At 58.9% G+C, this 17,038-nt stretch carries 15 protein-coding genes and 1 tRNA gene; 3 read left to right on the forward strand and 13 right to left on the reverse strand.

Features of this window, described 5'->3' with window-relative positions:
• Positions 1-102: 102 nt before the first annotated feature.
• From purU to AC1DCP_RS16050, 13 genes are all read right to left on the reverse strand, one after another.
• Complete coding sequence (purU, locus tag AC1DCP_RS15990) at positions 103-987, reverse strand: formyltetrahydrofolate deformylase (RefSeq protein ID WP_003511505.1); 885 nt, start codon at positions 985-987, stop codon at positions 103-105.
• A gap of 91 nt (positions 988-1,078) precedes the next feature.
• Positions 1,079-2,386 carry a type III glutamate--ammonia ligase gene (glnT, locus tag AC1DCP_RS15995; protein ID WP_065688023.1) on the reverse strand — a complete coding sequence of 436 codons (1,308 nt, stop codon included), beginning with the start codon at positions 2,384-2,386 and terminating at the stop codon, positions 1,079-1,081.
• Between the two features lie 84 nt (positions 2,387-2,470).
• On the reverse strand, positions 2,471-3,799 hold the full coding sequence (locus tag AC1DCP_RS16000) for an FMN-binding glutamate synthase family protein (RefSeq protein WP_003511507.1): 1,329 nt from the start codon (positions 3,797-3,799) through the stop codon (positions 2,471-2,473).
• A gap of 16 nt (positions 3,800-3,815) precedes the next feature.
• Positions 3,816-4,502, reverse strand: a complete 687-nt coding sequence (locus AC1DCP_RS16005; RefSeq protein ID WP_003511508.1) for a GltB/FmdC/FwdC-like GXGXG domain-containing protein — start codon at positions 4,500-4,502, stop codon at positions 3,816-3,818.
• Positions 4,503-4,537: 35 nt separating this feature from the next.
• A complete protein-coding gene (locus AC1DCP_RS16010) occupies positions 4,538-5,443 on the reverse strand; it encodes a class II glutamine amidotransferase (protein ID WP_038494325.1) in 906 nt (301 codons plus the stop codon).
• Positions 5,444-5,539: 96 nt separating this feature from the next.
• Complete coding sequence (locus AC1DCP_RS16015; protein WP_019564961.1) at positions 5,540-6,217, reverse strand: helix-turn-helix domain-containing protein; 678 nt, start codon at positions 6,215-6,217, stop codon at positions 5,540-5,542.
• Between the two features lie 296 nt (positions 6,218-6,513).
• Positions 6,514-6,876: a hypothetical protein gene (locus tag AC1DCP_RS16020; RefSeq protein ID WP_003511512.1), complete on the reverse strand. Its 363-nt coding sequence runs from the start codon at positions 6,874-6,876 to the stop codon at positions 6,514-6,516.
• Between the two features lie 318 nt (positions 6,877-7,194).
• Positions 7,195-7,284, reverse strand: a tRNA-Ser gene (locus tag AC1DCP_RS16025).
• 196 nt (positions 7,285-7,480) lie between these two features.
• Positions 7,481-8,362 (reverse strand): dihydrodipicolinate synthase family protein, encoded by an 882-nt coding sequence (locus AC1DCP_RS16030; RefSeq protein WP_065660434.1) that lies wholly within the window; start codon positions 8,360-8,362, stop codon positions 7,481-7,483.
• Positions 8,359-9,999 (reverse strand): ABC transporter ATP-binding protein, encoded by a 1,641-nt coding sequence (locus tag AC1DCP_RS16035; RefSeq protein WP_013761903.1) that lies wholly within the window; start codon positions 9,997-9,999, stop codon positions 8,359-8,361. The genes AC1DCP_RS16030 and AC1DCP_RS16035 overlap by 4 nt, the downstream gene beginning before the upstream one ends.
• Entirely contained in the window at positions 9,992-10,915 is a 924-nt protein-coding gene (locus AC1DCP_RS16040) for an ABC transporter permease (RefSeq protein WP_065660432.1), read from the reverse strand. Before AC1DCP_RS16040 ends, AC1DCP_RS16035 begins: the two co-directional genes overlap by 8 nt.
• Before the next feature lie 14 nt (positions 10,916-10,929).
• Positions 10,930-11,844 (reverse strand): ABC transporter permease, encoded by a 915-nt coding sequence (locus AC1DCP_RS16045; RefSeq protein WP_003511517.1) that lies wholly within the window; start codon positions 11,842-11,844, stop codon positions 10,930-10,932.
• Between the two features lie 73 nt (positions 11,845-11,917).
• Positions 11,918-13,426 carry an ABC transporter substrate-binding protein gene (locus AC1DCP_RS16050; RefSeq protein WP_113157399.1) on the reverse strand — a complete coding sequence of 503 codons (1,509 nt, stop codon included), beginning with the start codon at positions 13,424-13,426 and terminating at the stop codon, positions 11,918-11,920.
• A 320-nt stretch (positions 13,427-13,746) separates the two neighbouring features.
• Here AC1DCP_RS16050 and AC1DCP_RS16055 point away from each other — a divergent pair, with 320 nt between their 5' ends.
• From AC1DCP_RS16055 to AC1DCP_RS16065, 3 genes are read left to right on the forward strand one after another with little or no spacing between them, the layout of a single operon-like run.
• Entirely contained in the window at positions 13,747-14,943 is a 1,197-nt protein-coding gene (locus tag AC1DCP_RS16055; RefSeq protein ID WP_065687962.1) for a sialidase family protein, read from the forward strand.
• Positions 14,940-15,896, forward strand: a complete 957-nt coding sequence (gene pdxA, locus AC1DCP_RS16060; protein WP_003511520.1) for a 4-hydroxythreonine-4-phosphate dehydrogenase PdxA — start codon at positions 14,940-14,942, stop codon at positions 15,894-15,896. The genes AC1DCP_RS16055 and pdxA overlap by 4 nt, the downstream gene beginning before the upstream one ends.
• Positions 15,893-17,020, forward strand: a complete 1,128-nt coding sequence (locus tag AC1DCP_RS16065; RefSeq protein ID WP_476774430.1) for an iron-containing alcohol dehydrogenase — start codon at positions 15,893-15,895, stop codon at positions 17,018-17,020. The genes pdxA and AC1DCP_RS16065 overlap by 4 nt, the downstream gene beginning before the upstream one ends.
• Positions 17,021-17,038 lie beyond the last annotated feature (18 nt).

Below are 17,038 nucleotides of genomic sequence, written 5' to 3' on the forward strand. Positions count from 1 at the left end.
GTGAAAATAGGTTCTGGCTCTTTATATTATGGCGTACCAACTTATTTAGCCGCGCAGCATGTTTATGGCAACAGCGCGCGACCAGCTTGTCGCAATGCCGCGTCACCCCATCCGTTCCGATGCATAGCTGCCCGGGCTTGGCGGGAAGACCACGGTGCGGTTGCCGTTGATGAAGGTACGGTGGTGGATATGGGCATGGATGGCGCGTGCCAGAACCTGCGCCTCGACATCCCGGCCGAGCGAAACATAATCCTCCGCGCTCTGGGCATGGGTAATACGCACAATATCCTGCTCGATAATCGGACCTTCGTCGAGATCGGCGGTGACATAGTGGGCCGTTGCACCGATCAGCTTCACGCCGCGCTGATAGGCCTGCTTGTAAGGGTTGGCGCCCTTGAAGGACGGCAGGAAAGAATGGTGGATGTTGATGATCTTCCCCGACATCGTCTCGCACATCCGGTCGGAAAGCACCTGCATATAACGCGCAAGCACGATCAGTTCGGTTCCGGTGCTTTCGGCAATATCCATGATCCGGGCTTCAGCCTGTGGCTTGTTTTCCTTCGTCACCGGAATGTGGTGGAAGGGAATATCATGATTGACCACCACTTTCTGGTAATCGAAATGGTTGGAGACGACACCGACAATATCGATCGGCAAGGCCCCGATGCGCCAACGGTAAAGCAGATCGTTCAGACAATGGCCGAAGCGCGAGACCATCAGCAGGACTTTCATTCGCTCGGACTGGTCATGAAGCGCCACTTCCATGCCGAATTTCTGCGAGATCGGCATCAGTCCAGCCATCAAGTCGTCACGCTTTGCTCCCTCTTCGGAAATGAAGCCCACGCGCATGAAGAAACGGCCAGTGCCGAGATCATCAAACTGCGAACTATCGACGATGTTGCAGCCTTTTTCAGCGAGAAAGCCTGAAAGGGCAGCGACGATGCCTCGGGTGGACTTGCAGGTTACGGTCAGGACGAAGTTCGTCATCCGGCACTCTCTCTGTCATCGATATTGGAAAAACCCCGCGCTGTCTGATGAGCGCGGGGAAAAGCCGCGAGGGCGGCGGGGAAACCCGAACTCAAACGTCGAGCGTTGTCTGGTGCTCCCAGGCAGTGAATTGCGCGCAATAAGCGTTCCACTCGCCCTGCTTGAGCTTGAGATAGGCCTTTGAGAACTCCATGCCCAATGCCTGCTGCAGTTCCTCGTCCTTCTCGTATTCGCGCAGCGCATCGAGAAGATTGAGCGGCAGTTTCGGCGCATTCGTCACGGTATGACCTTCGCGATACATGTCTATATCGTGATGCGGACCGGGATCGGCCTGTGAGCGGACACCCGACAGACCGGCCGCAATGATGATGGCCTGGAGCAGATAGGGGTTCACGGCTCCATCCGGCAGACGCAGTTCGAAACGCCCCGGCCCTGGCACGCGAACCATGTGGGTGCGGTTGTTCCCGGTCCAGGTCACCGTGTTCGGCGCCCAGGTCGCGCCCGAGATGGTCCGCGGCGCGTTGATGCGCTTGTAGGAATTAACCGTCGGATTGGTGACGGCCGCAAGAGCGGAGGCGTGTTTCATGATGCCGCCCAGAAACGTCTTGCCCTTTGCGGAGAGCCCGAAAGGCATTGCCTTGTCGGCAAAAGCGTTGACCTCGCCGTCCAGGTCCCAGACCGAAATATGGGCGTGGCAGCCGTTGCCGGTCAGCCCCTTGAAAGGCTTCGGCATGAATGTCGCGCGCAGCCCGTGCTTTTCGGCAACCGACTTGACCATGAACTTGAAGAAGGAATGTTTATCCGCCGTCTGGAGCGCATCGTCATATTCCCAGTTCATCTCGAACTGGCCGTTCGCGTCCTCATGGTCGTTCTGGTAGGGTTTCCAGCCCAACTCCAACATGTAGTCGCATATTTCCGCAATCACATCGTAACGACGCATTACTGCCTGCTGGTCGTAGCAGGGCTTTTCCGCCGTGTCGTACTCATCGGAGATTTTCGCGCCGTCCGGCGAAATGAGGAAAAATTCCGGTTCCACGCCGGTTTTGACCCGCAGCCCTTGCCCGGCCGCTTCCGCGATGAGCTTTTTCAAAACGACGCGCGGCGCCTGTTCCACAGGCTGGTCTTCCATGACGCAATCGGCAGCAACCCAGGCCACATCCTTTTTCCAGGGAAGCTGGATGACCGAGGAGGCGTCCGGCACTGCGAAGAGATCGGGATGGGCGGGCGTCAGATCGAACCATGTGGCGAAACCGGCAAATCCGGCGCCGCCCTTCTGCATATCGGCAATCGCTTCTGCAGGAACCAGCTTGGCGCGCTGGCCACCAAAGAGATCGGTATAACTGATCATGAAATATTTGATGCCTTTTTCGGCAGCAAACTTGGAGAGGTCCAGTGTCACGTCATTCCCCTTTTTTTGAATATCAGACACTTCATCGAAAAAAGACGGCCACATCCTCCCAAATGCGCCCGTCCATTGTGTTTTTTAAAAGCTGCCTTTACCCGGGAACCAGTTTGTTCCCGCCAGCGGAACCTGCGCCATTGCCGCAGCCTCCATGGTTAGAGCCACCAGATCTTCCGGTTCCAGATTGTGGAGATGGTTTTTGCCGCAGGCGCGTGCGATGGTCTGGGCTTCGAGCGTCATGACCTTCAGATAGTTGGCGAGGCGGCGACCGGCGGCGATTGGATCAAGACGTGCGGCAAGTTCCGGGTCCTGCGTGGTGATGCCTGCGGGGTCTTTGCCCTCGTGCCAGTCATCATAAGCGCCGGCCGTAGTGCCTAGCTTCTGGTATTCGTCTTCCCATTTCGGGTCGTTATCGCCCAGCGCCACCAGCGCCGCCGTTCCGATGGCAACCGCATCGGCACCAAGCGCCAGAGCCTTGGCGACATCCGCACCCGAGCGAATGCCACCGGACACGACCAATTGCACCTTGCGATGCATGCCGAGATCCTGAAGCGCCTGTACTGCGGGGCGAATACAGGCAAGCGTGGGCATGCCGACATTTTCGATGAAGACGTCCTGCGTGGCCGCCGTGCCGCCCTGCATGCCATCAAGCACCACCACATCGGCACCGGCCTTTACGGCAAGTGCGGTGTCGTAATAGGGGCGCGCACCACCAACCTTGATGTAGATCGGTTTTTCCCAATCGGTGATTTCGCGCAGTTCAAGGATCTTGATTTCCAGATCGTCCGGGCCGGTCCAATCAGGATGACGGCAGGCGGAACGTTGGTCGATGCCCTTCGGCAAATTGCGCATATTGGCGACGCGATCGGAAATCTTCTGGCCAAGCAGCATGCCGCCGCCACCCGGTTTCGCGCCTTGGCCGACGACCACCTCGATGGCGTCCGCACGGCGCAAATCCTTGGGGTTCATGCCATAACGCGACGGCAGATACTGATAGACCAGCGTCTGGCTGTGGCCGCGTTCCTCATCCGTCATGCCGCCATCGCCCGTCGTGGTGGACGTGCCGGCAATGGTCGCGCCACGGCCGAGCGCTTCCTTGGCGTTGCCGGAAAGCGCGCCGAAGCTCATGCCGGCAATGGTGATCGGCGTTTTCAGCGTGATCGGCTTCTTGGCAAAGCGCGTGCCGAGGGTGACGGTCGTATCGCACTTCTCGCGATAACCTTCGAGCGGATAACGCGAGATGGACGCGCCGAGAAACAGCAGGTCGTCGAAATGCGGCACCTTCCGCTTCGTGCCTGCGCCGCGAATATCATAGATGCCGGTTGCAGCCGCACGGCGGATTTCCGCCAGCGTGTGATCATCGAAAGTCGCGGACTTGCGCGGTGGGGTGAAGGGGTTGTGATAGCTCATCGGAAAATCCCTCGCCTCAATACGCGTCGGCGTTGTCGATGTTGAAATTGTAGAGCGTGCGGGCCGAACCGTAGCGTTTGAACTCGCTTGGGCTGACATCGGAGACGCCGGCTTTTTCAAGAAGTTCGGCAAGCTTCTCCAGATGTTCGGGCCGCATTTCCTTCTCGATGCAGTCGGCACCCAGGCTTTTGACCGAGCCGCGCACGAAAAGCTTCGCTTCATAAAGGGAGTCACCCAGCGCATCGCCCGCATCGCCGCAGACAACGAGGTGGCCGGACTGACCCATGAAAGCGGACATGTGGCCGATATTGCCCTTCACGACGATGTCGATGCCCTTCATGGAAATGCCGCAGCGGGAAGCGGCATTGCCCTTGATGACCAGAAGCCCGCCGCGACCGGTGGCACCTGCGTATTGCGAAGCGTCGCCCTCGATGACGACGGTGCCCGACATCATGTTTTCGGCAACGCCCGGCCCGGCCGAGCCGTAAACGGTGACGGTGCCGCCATCATTCATGCCGGCGCAATAATAACCGACCGAGCCGCGGACATCGACGATGACGGGGCTGTCGATGCCAACAGCGACGGCATGGTGGCCGCGCGGATTGACAACTTCGAATTCGGTGTCGTTTGCGCCCGAGGAAAGCCCATGGAGCGCGCTGTTGAGTTCACGCAAAGGCGTGTGGGAGAGATCGAAAACTGGCATGGATATGACTTTCGCAATATGCGCCGATGACGGTTTCACGCGGCCTTTTCATGGTCCCAGAAATAGACGGTCGCCGGCTCCGGCTCCCAGACGCGGGCATTTTCGATGCCGGGCAGATTTACCAGCGCGCGGTATTCAGAGCCGAAAGCGACATATTGATCGGTCTCGGCCATCACCGCCGGCTTGCAGGCGATGGGATCGCGCACCACGCCGAAACCGGATTTGGTGCCGACGACGAAGGTAAAGAACCCGTCGAGATCATCGAGCGCGCCGGTCAGCGCTTCGCCCAGATCCTTGCCCTTGGCCATTTCAGCCGTGAGATAGGCGGCGGCCACTTCCGAGTCGTTCTGGGTTTCGAAGGTCATGCCCTCGCGTACCAGTTCCCGACGCAGATTATTGTGGTTGGAGAGCGAACCGTTATGCACCAGGCACTGGTCGGCACCGGTGGAGAAGGGGTGTGCGCCAAGCGTCGTCACAGCCGATTCCGTTGCCATGCGGGTGTGGCCGATGCCATGGCTGCCCGCCATAGAGCGCACGCCAAAACGGGCGACGACATCTTTCGGCAGGCCGGTTTCCTTGTAGATTTCCACGCTGTCGCCGGAGCCCATCACCCGCACATTGGGACGAATGGCGGCGAGGACCGAGCGAATTTCCGTGAGCTTTGCCGATGGAATATCCAGGACCGCGTGGGTGCTTTTCACCGCAACCGAAGCTTCAACGCCATTTTCCTTCAGCGCTTCGGCAAGGCCCGAAAAATCGGTGACGGGATCGGCCGACTGGATGGTTACTTTTGCCCGGCCATCGGCAGCGCTTCCATAGATCGCGATGCCGGCGGAATCCGGTCCACGATCCGTCATGGTCACGAGCATGTCCGAAAGCAGCTCACCCAGCTGCGGTTCAAGGCTTTTGTCTTTCAGGAATAGTCCAACAATGCCGCACATCGACAGGCACCTCCATTCGTTTCTGAATGAAGAGCTAGCATATGGAATTCCATCTCGTCAACTATCAGGAATATTTTTTTCTTCTAAGGCAACTTTTCAATCATTTGTCAGACGCCTTTGCGGATAGGAAATGATCGACAGATAGCGAGCGGGAAGCTTCACCAGCTCCTCCGGTCCGTGCGGCGCATCAGCATCAAAAAACAGGCTGTCTCCCGCCTGCATGGTGAAAAGCTGCTCGCCGTGGCGATAAACCACCTCTCCCTCCAGCATGTAGAGGAACTCCATGCCCTCATGCTGGAAGGTCGGAAATACATCCGAGTCCGTCGTCAGCGTGATGAGATAGGGCTCGACGGTGACGCCGCTGGTATTGTTGTCGATATGGCCAAGCAGGCTGTACTGATGGCCGGCGCGGGTGCCTCTACGCTCGATGTTCACCCCTTGGCCCGCCTTGACGAAGGTGGCGCTGCGCGGCTCCTCGAAGCCACGGAAGAACGCCGTGATCGGCACGCCGAGCGCCTTTGAAAGCGTCTGCAGCGTGGTGAGGGACGGGGAAATATTACCGTTTTCGATCTTTGAGAGCATTCCCACCGATACGCCGGTGGCCGATGCGAGATCGGTGACCGTGATGCCCAGCTTCTTGCGATAGGCACGCACCTCATGGCCGATCGCCATTTCGAGATTATTGACCCTCGGCTCGCGAACCGCATGCGGGTCCTGCGACAAAAGCGCAGGCTCGGTCTTTGTGCTGTCCTTTGCCATGTGATCCTCCGGCATAAAGCGTTTTTCCTTCTTTAAAGGAAAACTATTTTAATTCAGAGGAAATTTTTACATCGCAGCAGCGGTAAAGCCTGCGGAAGGTCAGTACGTCACCCTGCCATCGGAGAGATCAAAGACGGCACCAGTATAGAGGCATTTCAGTGGACTACGGACACGCGCTGCTCATCGTAGTCTTGCGCAGATATTGAAGCTCACCTCTAACACGCCGCCAAGCGATGCCAAGAATTACTCGGCACCGCTGGATTTCGAAAGGCCCTTCGACCAGTCAATGGCAAGAACCGTTCCTGCGGAGTTCAGGCTTCGACCAGCTCGCGAACATCATCAACGAGAAAATGCACGATCACATAGCGCGTCGTGTATTTCTGACCGCTATCGGACACGCTCTCGACGCTGCCGCCGTCGGAGGGATGCCATTTCTGATAGTGAGGATTGTTGGCGATCAGCGTAATCGCCTTGCCCGAAAACCTGCCGGTCAGCCGATAGCGAGCCTCTGCAAGATGCCAAATCTTTTCAAAATCCTGCTGGCTGATGCGGGCTTTCAAAGCCTTCTTGGATATCGTTTCTTCGGGCGAACTGTCGTCGTGTGCACCCGATGGAATATGCAGGTCAACCTCTTCCGCGCCGTCCAGCAGAAAGGCAAATTCGTCTGGCCACATCCGTCTCACGTATCGCTCCTCCCAAAGCTTATCGTCCTACAACACAATTATGATAGCGCCTCTGCCGTAAGAGGCAATGGCGGATATGAGCGAGCACTTGCCGGCACTCCAATTTTTCGGGATCGTCACCATGTGGGCTTCCAACAGGTGCTGAAGATCGCGGGTGGGACGCAACGAAATGGAAGCCAACGGCTATCTCAACCAGTCTGCCTCCGCTGGCGCAAAGCGGCACCGGCTTCGCTAGCGGACTGCAGCATCAAAGCGACCAACGAATGAATCAGGCTATCTCGGAAAAATCTTACGGCTCAGCGTAAATTATGGCGGAGAGGGTGGGATTCGAACCCACGATACCCTTGCAGGTATGCCGCATTTCGAGTGCGGTGCATTCGACCACTCTGCCACCTCTCCGCATGCGCGAACGCTTGCGTTGCGCGCTCCTCATAAACATCAATGGCGGGACTGACAAGGGAAATTTCGTGTTTGTGTCACAAATTATTCGTCACGGACAAGGCTGTATAAATGCTTCGGCTTCTGGCCGTTTTGTGGATATTTTCGCGTGGCGCCACACCGCGTCACTCCTGCACGTCACATTCGGGCGGTGGCGTCACAGCTGGTGATAACGACGTAAGATTTCCACGATCCGATCGTCCTGTTCCTGATCCGGCAGAAGGGCGGGTTGCCGGCTGGCGCCGACGGATGGGTCCTGAAGGTAAAGCGAGCGCTTGACCATGGCGGGCGCAAAACCGAGCGCATAGAGATCGGTGCGAAAATCCGTATAGATCGCCTGCTGGCGTTCGGCCTCAGCGATATCGCTGGCGTTGAAAGCATTGAGAATGCCGGCAAGTACATCCGGGAGCGCGTTGCCGAGGCCGGAGATGCAGCCGGCGGCACCGTTCTGCAATGACCAGAGAACGAGATGATCCGGGCCGGAATAGACTTCGAAACCGGGCATCTCCTGTGCTACCTGTAGATAGGCTTCCAGCGTCTGCTGCGCACCGCCCGAATCCTTGATGCCGGCAATGTTGCCATGGGCGGCAAGTTTGCGGGCGGTTTCCGGCTCTATGTGGTTCTGGGTTCGGGCGGGAATATCGTAAAGATAGACCGGTGTTTCGACGGCGTCGGCCACAGTCGAGAAATGGCGGATCAGCCCATCCTGGGTGCAGGCGATGAAGAAGGGTGTGATGACGGCAATACCGTCGACGCCGATGCGGTCGAAGGCTTTGGCGAGTTGCAGCGTTTCGAAAGTGGCGGGCATGCCGGCATTGACGATGACCTTCGCACGGCCCGCAACTTCGTCCACCACCTCTTCCGTCAGCCGGATTTTTTCTTCATGCGTCAGTGCGGTGAAATCGCCGTTAGTTCCGGCGCACATGATGTTGTTGCCGGCCGCCACCTGACGGCGCACCTGCGCACGGGTCGCTTCGTAATTGATGGTTTCGTCCTCGTTGAAACAGGTCACGAGCGCGACGAAGGCTTGTTTGGTCATGAAAGAACTCCGCTTGGATTTCCAATAGTGTGATCGGCATCGATCGGACGCACAGACTGCATATCGGGGTCGGGATCGAGGCTGGCGGAAAGAAGTGCGCGCGTATAGGCCTCGCGCGGCGCTTCGAAAACCTGCCGGACAGTCCCGAATTCCACAACCTCTCCCCGCTGCATGACCATGACGTGATCGGCAAAATCGCGGACCACCGGCAGGTCATGCGCGATGAAGATGAAGGAGAGGCCCATTTCACGGCGCAGCTTGTCAAGAAGTGCAACAACCTGCGCTTGGACAGACACGTCGAGCGCCGAGACCGCCTCATCGCAGATGATGAGCTTTGGCTCCAGCGCCAGCGCGCGGGCAATCGCGATCCTCTGCCGCTGCCCACCGGAAAACTGATGCGGATAACGGCGCATATGTTCCGGCGAGAGGCCGACCTGATGCAGCAATTCCGCGACCCGTTCGCGCCATTTCGCTTTGGGTAGTATGTCCGGATGGATCACCCAGGCTTCGGAAACCAGCTGGAACACAGTCATGCGGGGGTTCAGCGACTGGGTTGGATCCTGAAACACCATCTGTAAATCGCGCCTTAGGGCAAAGAGTTCGGCAGGCGAAAGCTTGAAGAGATCACGCCCCTTCCACTCGGCGCTGCCGGCATCCGGCTCGTCGAGCCGGAGCAGAATGCGCGCGAGTGTCGATTTGCCGGAACCGCTTTCGCCAACGACAGCTATGGTTTCCCCCGCCATAAGGTCGAAGGAAACGCCCTTCAGTGCCTCGAAAGCCCCATAACGTTTGCGCACATCGCGCACACGGAGGAGCGGTTCGCCGGTCGCATTCGGCTCGTGCATTTCGCCCCTGCCGGGGGCGGCGCTGATGAGCTTGCGGGTATAGGGATGCTTTGGGTTGCGATAGACCTCGCGAACCGTGCCTGCCTCCACCAGCACGCCCTTTTCCATCACGACCACCCGGTCGGCGATTTCGGCGACGACGCCAAGATCATGGGTGATGATGAGAACGGCCATACCGGTTTCCCGCTGCAATTCCTTGAGCAGGGCAAGAACTTCAGCCTGAACCGTCACATCGAGTGCCGTGGTCGGCTCGTCGGCGATCAGGAGATCGGGCCGGAGCGCAAGCGCCATGGCGATCATCACACGCTGGCGCTGGCCGCCAGAAAATTCATGCGGATATTTCTTCAAGGCTCCGTCCGGATCAGGAATTCCAACGCGCGCGACAAGCCGCCTCGCCTCCGCTTCGGCTTTCACCCTGTCCATTCCATGGGTGGTCATCGCCTCGCGGATCTGCCAGCCGACGGTATAGACCGGATTGAGATGGCTGAGCGGGTCCTGAAAGATCATGGCGATGCGCCGGCCATTGATCTCGCGGCGGGCCTCAGCCGGCATTGTCAGAAGGTCTTTGCCATCAAGAAATATCTGGCCGCCGCTGATACGTCCGGGCGGCATGTCGATGAGGTTCATGATGGCCGAGGACGATACCGATTTGCCCGAGCCGCTTTCACCGAGGATCGCAAGCGTTTCACCACGGTCGATATGATAGGAAACATCCTTCACCGCATGCACGACACCGCCTGCGGTGTGAAACTCCACGGAAAGGTTGCGCACATCGAGAAGATGGTCAGCCATGTTTGCGGCCTTTCATTTCCAGCCGCCAGCGCTGCACGGGGTCGAGCGCAATGCGCAGCCAGTTGGACAGCAGGTTGAGCGACAGGGTGGTGAGTATGATGGCAAGGCCCGGCCAGAAGGACAGCCACCAGGCGTTGGTGAGGTACTGCCGCCCCTGCGAGATCATCAGGCCCCAGGTGATTTCCGGCGGCTGAATGCCGATACCAAGGAAAGACAGCGCGCTTTCCGCCAGCATCACATAGGCGAAATCGAGCGTCGCAAGCGTTGTCAGCGTCGGCAGGACCACGGGTAGAATATGGCGGAACAGGATACGTTTGCCGGATGCGCCCATCACGCGCGCCGCCTGTACGAACATGCGTTCACGCACCTCCAGCACTTCGGCCCTTGTGGTGCGGATGTAAACGGGGATGCGGGTTATCGCCAGAACCAGCATCAGGTTGAGGATGGAGGAGCCGAGCAGATAAAGCACGATGACCGCGATCAACAGTGATGGAAACGACATGATCACGTCCGCCAGCCTCATGATGATCTGGCCAACACGGTTGGAGGAAAAACCGGCGATCAGGCCAAGCACGGTGCCGGTGACGGCGGAAAGGAAAACGGCACCGGCGGCGATCATCAGCGTATTTTGCGTGGCGGCAACGATGCGCGCCAGTAGCGGGCGACCGAGCGCATCCGCCCCCAACCAGAAATACCATTCGCGTTGCCATTCGAACGGGGCAAGGTTGCGTCCACGCAGGTTCTGCTTCGTCGCCAGCTCGCCAAGCCACGCCGGGCCGACAAAGGCGAGAATGATGACGACGACGAGGAAGATCGCGGCGCAGAGGGCGAATTTATCCGCCCACAACATGCGCAGCATGCGCGTTGCAAAGGATGGCTCATCAATGATCTCTGTATCGGCGTTTGAAAGGCTCATGGCTGAACGTCTCCTCAGTGCCGGATACGCGGATCGAGCAACGCATAGGCGATATCGATCAGAAGATTCATCAGGAAGATCGCAAGCGCGGTCACGAGAATTGCTGCCAGCACGACGTTGAAATCGCGCTGAAGAATGGAATCGATCATCAGCTTGCCAACCCCGGGGAAACCAAAGATGGTTTCGACGATGACTGCGCCGTTGAGAAGGCTTGCCGCCTGATCGCCGATGACGGTGATGACCGGCAGCATGGCGTTTCGCAAGGCGTGGATGAAGATGATCGGACCCGATTTCACACCCTTGGCGCGCGCCGTTTTGACATAGGCAGAGGACAACGCACCGATCATCGAGCCGCGCACCACCTGAACGATGATGCCGAAGGGGCGCACGAACAGAACCGAGATCGGCAGTATCCAGTGCAGCACCGAGCCGGTGCCGGAGGTGGGCAGCCAGGCGAGATTGACGGAAAACACCACGATCGCCACAATCGCGAGCCAGAAATCCGGCACGGAAGCGCCGATGAGCGAAATGGTGGAGGCCATGCGATCGAAGAAGCCACCGGAGCGGAAAGCGGCAAGCGAACCGACGACGATGGCTGCGGTAGTGACGAGGGACATGGTGATGACCGCAAGCCACAGCGTCCAGACGAAAGCCTCCAGCACCACATCCAGCGCAGGGCGGGCTTTCCTGAGCGATTCACCCAGATCCCCCGTCATCACGTCGCCCGCGTAGCGCAGGAACTGCACCATCAGCGGATCGTTCAGCCCATGCAGCGCACGAAACTGCTGCTTCAATTCCTCCGAAGCCTCCACCGGCAAAAACAGCGCGGCCGGGTCGCCCGTCAGGCGGGAGAGGAAGAAAACCATTACGATGAGGCCGATCAGGGAGATCAGGCTTGCAACGGAACGTTTTCGGATGAAGCTCAGCATGGTTACCTCCGGTGTTCAGCACGACGGCGAAGCTAAAGCTCCGCCGCCGCTCTTTGGCAGATGAGATACCGGCTTACTTGATGCCGATTTCCGAAAGCTGCAGCATCGAATTGGTGGCGATGGTGGGCTTGAAGTCCAGCCGTTCGGAGACGCGTGAGAAGCCAACCATGTGGAACAGCAGCACATCCGCCACGACATCGTCATGCAGGTAGGCGATGAGCTCGGACCAGAGCTTGGCGCGTTCATCGCCGACGGCTGCGGATGCTCGTTCGATCAAGTCATCCACCTTGGGGTCCGAGAAGCCGGATTGCGTGCCCTTGGTGGCATATTTGAAGAACATGGTGAAGGACGGATCACCCTTGGAATTGTCGTGCATGGCAGCGACGATCTGCGGTCCCCGGCCTTCCTTGAAGGGCTTGGAATAATAGCTTTCGTGCTCGGCCACTTCCACGAATTTGAGGTCGATCTTGAAGCCGACTTCCTGCAATTGCTGCTGGATCGCCTCCATGATCTCGGTGACATTAGGGAAGTTCGCAGTGCGCGCGATGATGGTGATCGGCGTATCCACCTTCACACCAGCAGCTTTTGCCTCCTCCAGCAACTTCTTCGCGCCATCAGGGTCGTAGGGGAAAACCTTGACATCAGGGTTCCAGCCGAGCGTGGTCGGCGGAACGAGTGCGGTGGCCAGCAAAGCACCTTCGGGAACCAGCGTGCCGAGGAAAGCCTGCCGGTCGATGGCGAGGTTGAGTGCACGGCGCACCCGCACGTCATTCAGCGGCGCGATGTTGTGGTCGAGGCGCATGTAGACCGTCTCGCTGTCGAGATAGGAAAAGTCGGTCTTCGGGTTTGTCGCGTCGAGCTGCGAAATGGAGGGTGAAAGATCGGCTTCGCCGGTCTGCACCATGGCGGCGCGAACCGAGGGATCAGCGCGGAAAAGATAGGTCGCTTCCGTCACCTGCGGCTTGGCGCCCCAATAGTCGTCACGTGCAGTCAAAACAATCTGCTGGCCCGGTGTCCAGTTGGTCAGCTTGTAAGGTCCGGTGCCAACAGGCTCGCGGATAAATTCCATCTTGGTTTCTTCGGGCACGATGGTGACGAGCGACATCAGGAGCGGCAGAATGGGCTGGGCTGGCTCTGTCTTGAAGTCGATCGTATGGTCGTCGACGATCGTGGGGGTGACGGTCATACCGCCAAAGTAACGACGGGATTCGCATGCATTCTTGTCGCTCATGATGCGTTCGAAGCTATGCTTGACATCCTTGGCATCGAAACCCGTGCCGTCGGAAAACTTCACGCCTTCACGCAGGTGGAAACGCCAGCTGCCATCCGCGTTCTGCTCCCATTTTTCAGCGAGGCGCGGCTGCACGCCGTTCTTGCCGCGCACATCAAGCTCGGTCAGCGTCTCGCTGACATTTTCCATGATGATACGACCAATATTGGAGCGGGTCGCCATGCAAGGCTCCAGCAGGTCAGCCTCTTCCGCCAGCACGATCTTGATCGGCCCCGACGCCGCAAGCGCCGGCGAAAACGCGGCGCTAAGGCAACCCATAACAAGGGCGCCCGCAATCAATGACTTCTTCATTCCGTTCTCCTCCCAGATCAGAAATTCAGCAACATGGCGGCGTGCCGCAAGAGGCATTCAAAAGCCCCGTCTCCTGCATTGAGGAGCATGGCGTGCGGATGATCGTCTCCTCCACCCGTTATCAAAGCATCGACGCTATCACATTTTTTGTCAAATTATTTTTCAGAAGGATTTTTTATTGAGACCTAGTACAGAAGTTTTATCGTTATAAAACATATATTTATTTTAAGTCATCAAAAATTCAAAGCCCTTCTTTTTTCTTAAATAAACTTGACAACTTTTTTAATATGTCATTTTCATCAGACCAAGAGGAGACCACGATGACCCCTGATGACATTGCTCACGCCATGACCGGAGCCATCCATGCTGTTTCGGAAAACCGGCACGAAGCGTTCCTGCCATCGCCGATGATCCAGAACCATGCGAGCTTTCTGCACCTTCTGCAGGACGGCACCCTGCTGTGCGCCTGGTTTGGCGGAACGCTGGAGGGAAAATCGGATATTTCGATCTTCGCGTCCGCGCTCACACCCGGCGCGAGCCGGTGGGGAGCGCCGCAGCGCCTGAGCAACGATCCCGCCCATTCCGAACAGAATCCGGTTATTTTCACCGCACCTGATGGCACTCTCTGGCTGTTTCACACCACCCAGCCATCCGGCAATCAGGACGAATGCCGCATCCGCATGGCGCGGGTCGTCCACGACCCGGCAACGCCGGAAAAGCTGTCCGCCGAAGATGGCCGTTTTCTCGATCTTCCGAAAGGCTGCTTCATCCGTGCGCCGCTTCGCATCCGCGATGACGGCGCATGGCTTCTGCCGATCTTCCGCTGCGTCCAACGCCCCGGCCAGAAATGGAACGGCAGCCACGATACCGCAGCACTCGGCATATCGAAAGACAACGGCCTCACATGGCAATTGCAGGAGCTGGCGGGCTCGACCGGCTGCGTTCATATGAGCCCGGTTGCGGGCGCGAATGGGCGCTACTCCGCTTTTTTTCGCCGCCGTCAGGCCGATTTCGTTTACCGCACGGAAAGCACAGATGGCGGTCGCTCATGGACAGAACCGCTGCCGACCGACGTACCGAACAATAATTCCTCCATCGCCGCGATCAGGCTCGCACACGGCAGGCTGGCGATGATCTGCAACCCCGTCAACGCCGCGCAATCCAGCGACCGTCGCGCCTCGCTTTATGACGAACTGGGCGAGGAAGACGACAGACCGGATGCCGATCCGAGCGGTGGATGTGTGCCCATATGGGGCGTGCCGCGCGCGCCGGTTTCCATCTGCCTGTCCGATGACGACGGCCGCAGCTTTCCTACCCGGATTTTGATCGAGGACGGGCCGGGCACCTGCCTGTCCAACGATTCGACCGACGGCCGCAATCTGGAAATGTCCTATCCATGGCTTCTGGAGGCAGCGGACGGTACCCTGCACGCAAGCTACACCTATCATCGCCGCGCAATCAAATATGTCCGGCTGGCGCCCGGCTGGGCAGACGCCAAGGACGGGAGAATCGGATGAGCAACATCATTGGTATCACCATGGGTGACCCCTGCGGCGTCGGCCCGGAAATCACCGTCCGCGCGCTTGCGGAAATGTCCGCCCCGGATAGGGAAGCAACGCGGATTTATGGCAACCTTGCCACGCTGGAAGCGGCGCGGGGTGCGCTTGGCATCGACATCGATCTTACTCGGAATGTGGTCGATCTGCCGGTGGAGGGTGCGCCGCTGCCATGGGGCACGCTGTCGCCGGTTGCCGGAGACGCCGCTTTCCGTTTCATTGAAAAAGCGGTGCGGGATGCCGAAGCGGGCGCAATCGGCTGCATCGTCACTGCTCCGATTAACAAGGAAGCCCTCAATCTTGCGGGCCACCATTATGACGGCCACACCGGCATGCTGCGCAGCCTGACCGGTTCTTCAGCCGCCTATATGTTGCTTGCCTCCGAGCGGCTGAAGGTCATTCACGTCTCGACCCACGTGTCCCTGCAGGAAGCCATTCGCCGGGCAACGACGGAGCGGGTGCTGGCGACCATCCGCGCTGGCAATGCTCATTTAAAGCGCATCGGTTACGAGCGGCCGCGCATCGCGGTTGCCGGTATCAATCCGCATTGCGGCGAAAACGGTCTGTTTGGCACCGAGGATGACGACCAGATTGCGCCAGCGGTTGCCGCAGCGCGCGCTGAAGGCATCGAGGTACACGGGCCGATCTCCGCCGATACCGTGTTCCACCGCGCCTATTCGGGCACTTTCGATCTGGTTGTCGCGCAATATCACGATCAGGGCCATATCCCGATCAAGCTCGTCGCCTTCGATACCGCCGTCAATGTCTCGGTCGATCTGCCGATTGATCGCACTTCGGTCGATCATGGAACGGCCTTCGACATCGCCGGCAAAGGCATCGCCAATCACGGCAACATGAATGAGGCCATAGCCTATGCGCGCAAGCTCGTGGCGGGCAAGGGCGCAAGAGGATGAACACCATGTCCACAGCCTCCATTCTCATCCATCAGCCGCGCAGGCTTGCCGTTGGCGCCGGCACCATTTCCCAGGTCGGCGCCTGGGCCGGCAAAACCGCTTCGACCCTGGTGATCGCCACGCCGCTGACAGCGAAATTTGCCGACCGGCTGCAATTGCAGGGTCCTTTCACTGTCTTCGACGCCATTCCCGGCGAACCGGACACAGGGACGCTCGATGCAGCACTGGCCGCAGCGCGCGCCGCCAAACCCGATCTCGTCATCGGCCTCGGCGGTGGCTCGGTGATGGATGTGGCGAAGCTCGTCGCCGCACTCTGGAATTCCAGCCAGACGCTTGAGGATGTGGCAGGACCGAACAGGGTCGCAGGGCGCGACACCAGGCTCGTCCAGATCGCCACCACCGCCGGAACCGGCTCGGAAGCCGGGATTCGCTCGCTCATCACCGATCCCGTCAAGGGCAGCAAGGTCGCGGTCGAAAGCCCTCATCTGATTGCCGATTTCGCGGTGCTCGATCCGGAACTCACCTATTCCGTGCCATCAGCCGTGACAGCGGCGACGGGGGTGGATGCCATGGCGCATTGCGTGGAGGCTTTCACCAATCGCAAGGCCCATCCGATGATCGACGGTTTTGCCCGCATGGGCTTTTCGCTGGTGGGCAAATATCTGGCGCGCGCCGTTCGCGACGGCGCTGATACCGAAGCCCGCGAAGGAATGATGCTCGCCTCCTACTATGGCGGCATCTGCCTTGGCCCGGTCAATACGGCGGCGGGTCACGCCATCGCCTATCCGCTCGGCACGCTTCTCAACCTGCCGCACGGGTTGGCAAACGCTATCGTCTTCCCGCATGTTCTGGCTTTCAACCAGCACGCGGTTTCGGCAAAGACGGCGGAGGTGGCCGGAGCGCTTGGGCTTCGCGAGCATCTTTCATCCGATGATCTTCGCAAGGCAGCGACAGATTTCTGCGCCAGCCTCGGCATTGAAATGTCCCTTGCGCGGCACGGGGCGAGCGAAACCAACCTTCCCCGTTATGCGCAAGACGCTCACGCAATCCGCCGGCTGATGGACAACAATCCCGTCGATATGAGCCTTGATGACGTGCTCGGCATTTACCGCCGCGCTTTCTAATCGAAAGTCCGGTGCGCT

It is taken from the genome of Agrobacterium sp. 10T429 (genome assembly GCF_056393925.1).

What these genes read in the sequence shown, in the direction of transcription:
- AC1DCP_RS16005 (WP_003511508.1), bottom strand. Translation starts at nt 4,502, where the DNA reads ATGCCAGTTTTCGATCTCTCCCACACGCCTTTGCGTGAACTCAACAGC.
- AC1DCP_RS16000 (WP_003511507.1), bottom strand. Translation starts at nt 3,799, where the DNA reads ATGAGCTATCACAACCCCTTCACCCCACCGCGCAAGTCCGCGACTTTC.
- AC1DCP_RS16035 (WP_013761903.1), bottom strand. Translation starts at nt 9,999, where the DNA reads ATGGCTGACCATCTTCTCGATGTGCGCAACCTTTCCGTGGAGTTTCAC.
- AC1DCP_RS16065 (WP_476774430.1), top strand. Translation starts at nt 15,893, where the DNA reads ATGAACACCATGTCCACAGCCTCCATTCTCATCCATCAGCCGCGCAGG.
- purU (WP_003511505.1), bottom strand. Translation starts at nt 987, where the DNA reads ATGACGAACTTCGTCCTGACCGTAACCTGCAAGTCCACCCGAGGCATC.
- AC1DCP_RS16050 (WP_113157399.1), bottom strand. Translation starts at nt 13,426, where the DNA reads ATGAAGAAGTCATTGATTGCGGGCGCCCTTGTTATGGGTTGCCTTAGC.
- AC1DCP_RS16020 (WP_003511512.1), bottom strand. Translation starts at nt 6,876, where the DNA reads ATGTGGCCAGACGAATTTGCCTTTCTGCTGGACGGCGCGGAAGAGGTT.
- AC1DCP_RS16055 (WP_065687962.1), top strand. Translation starts at nt 13,747, where the DNA reads ATGACCCCTGATGACATTGCTCACGCCATGACCGGAGCCATCCATGCT.
- AC1DCP_RS16030 (WP_065660434.1), bottom strand. Translation starts at nt 8,362, where the DNA reads ATGACCAAACAAGCCTTCGTCGCGCTCGTGACCTGTTTCAACGAGGAC.
- AC1DCP_RS16010 (WP_038494325.1), bottom strand. Translation starts at nt 5,443, where the DNA reads ATGTGCGGCATTGTTGGACTATTCCTGAAAGACAAAAGCCTTGAACCG.
- AC1DCP_RS16015 (WP_019564961.1), bottom strand. Translation starts at nt 6,217, where the DNA reads ATGCCGGAGGATCACATGGCAAAGGACAGCACAAAGACCGAGCCTGCG.
- pdxA (WP_003511520.1), top strand. Translation starts at nt 14,940, where the DNA reads ATGAGCAACATCATTGGTATCACCATGGGTGACCCCTGCGGCGTCGGC.
- AC1DCP_RS16040 (WP_065660432.1), bottom strand. Translation starts at nt 10,915, where the DNA reads ATGAGCCTTTCAAACGCCGATACAGAGATCATTGATGAGCCATCCTTT.
- AC1DCP_RS16045 (WP_003511517.1), bottom strand. Translation starts at nt 11,844, where the DNA reads ATGCTGAGCTTCATCCGAAAACGTTCCGTTGCAAGCCTGATCTCCCTG.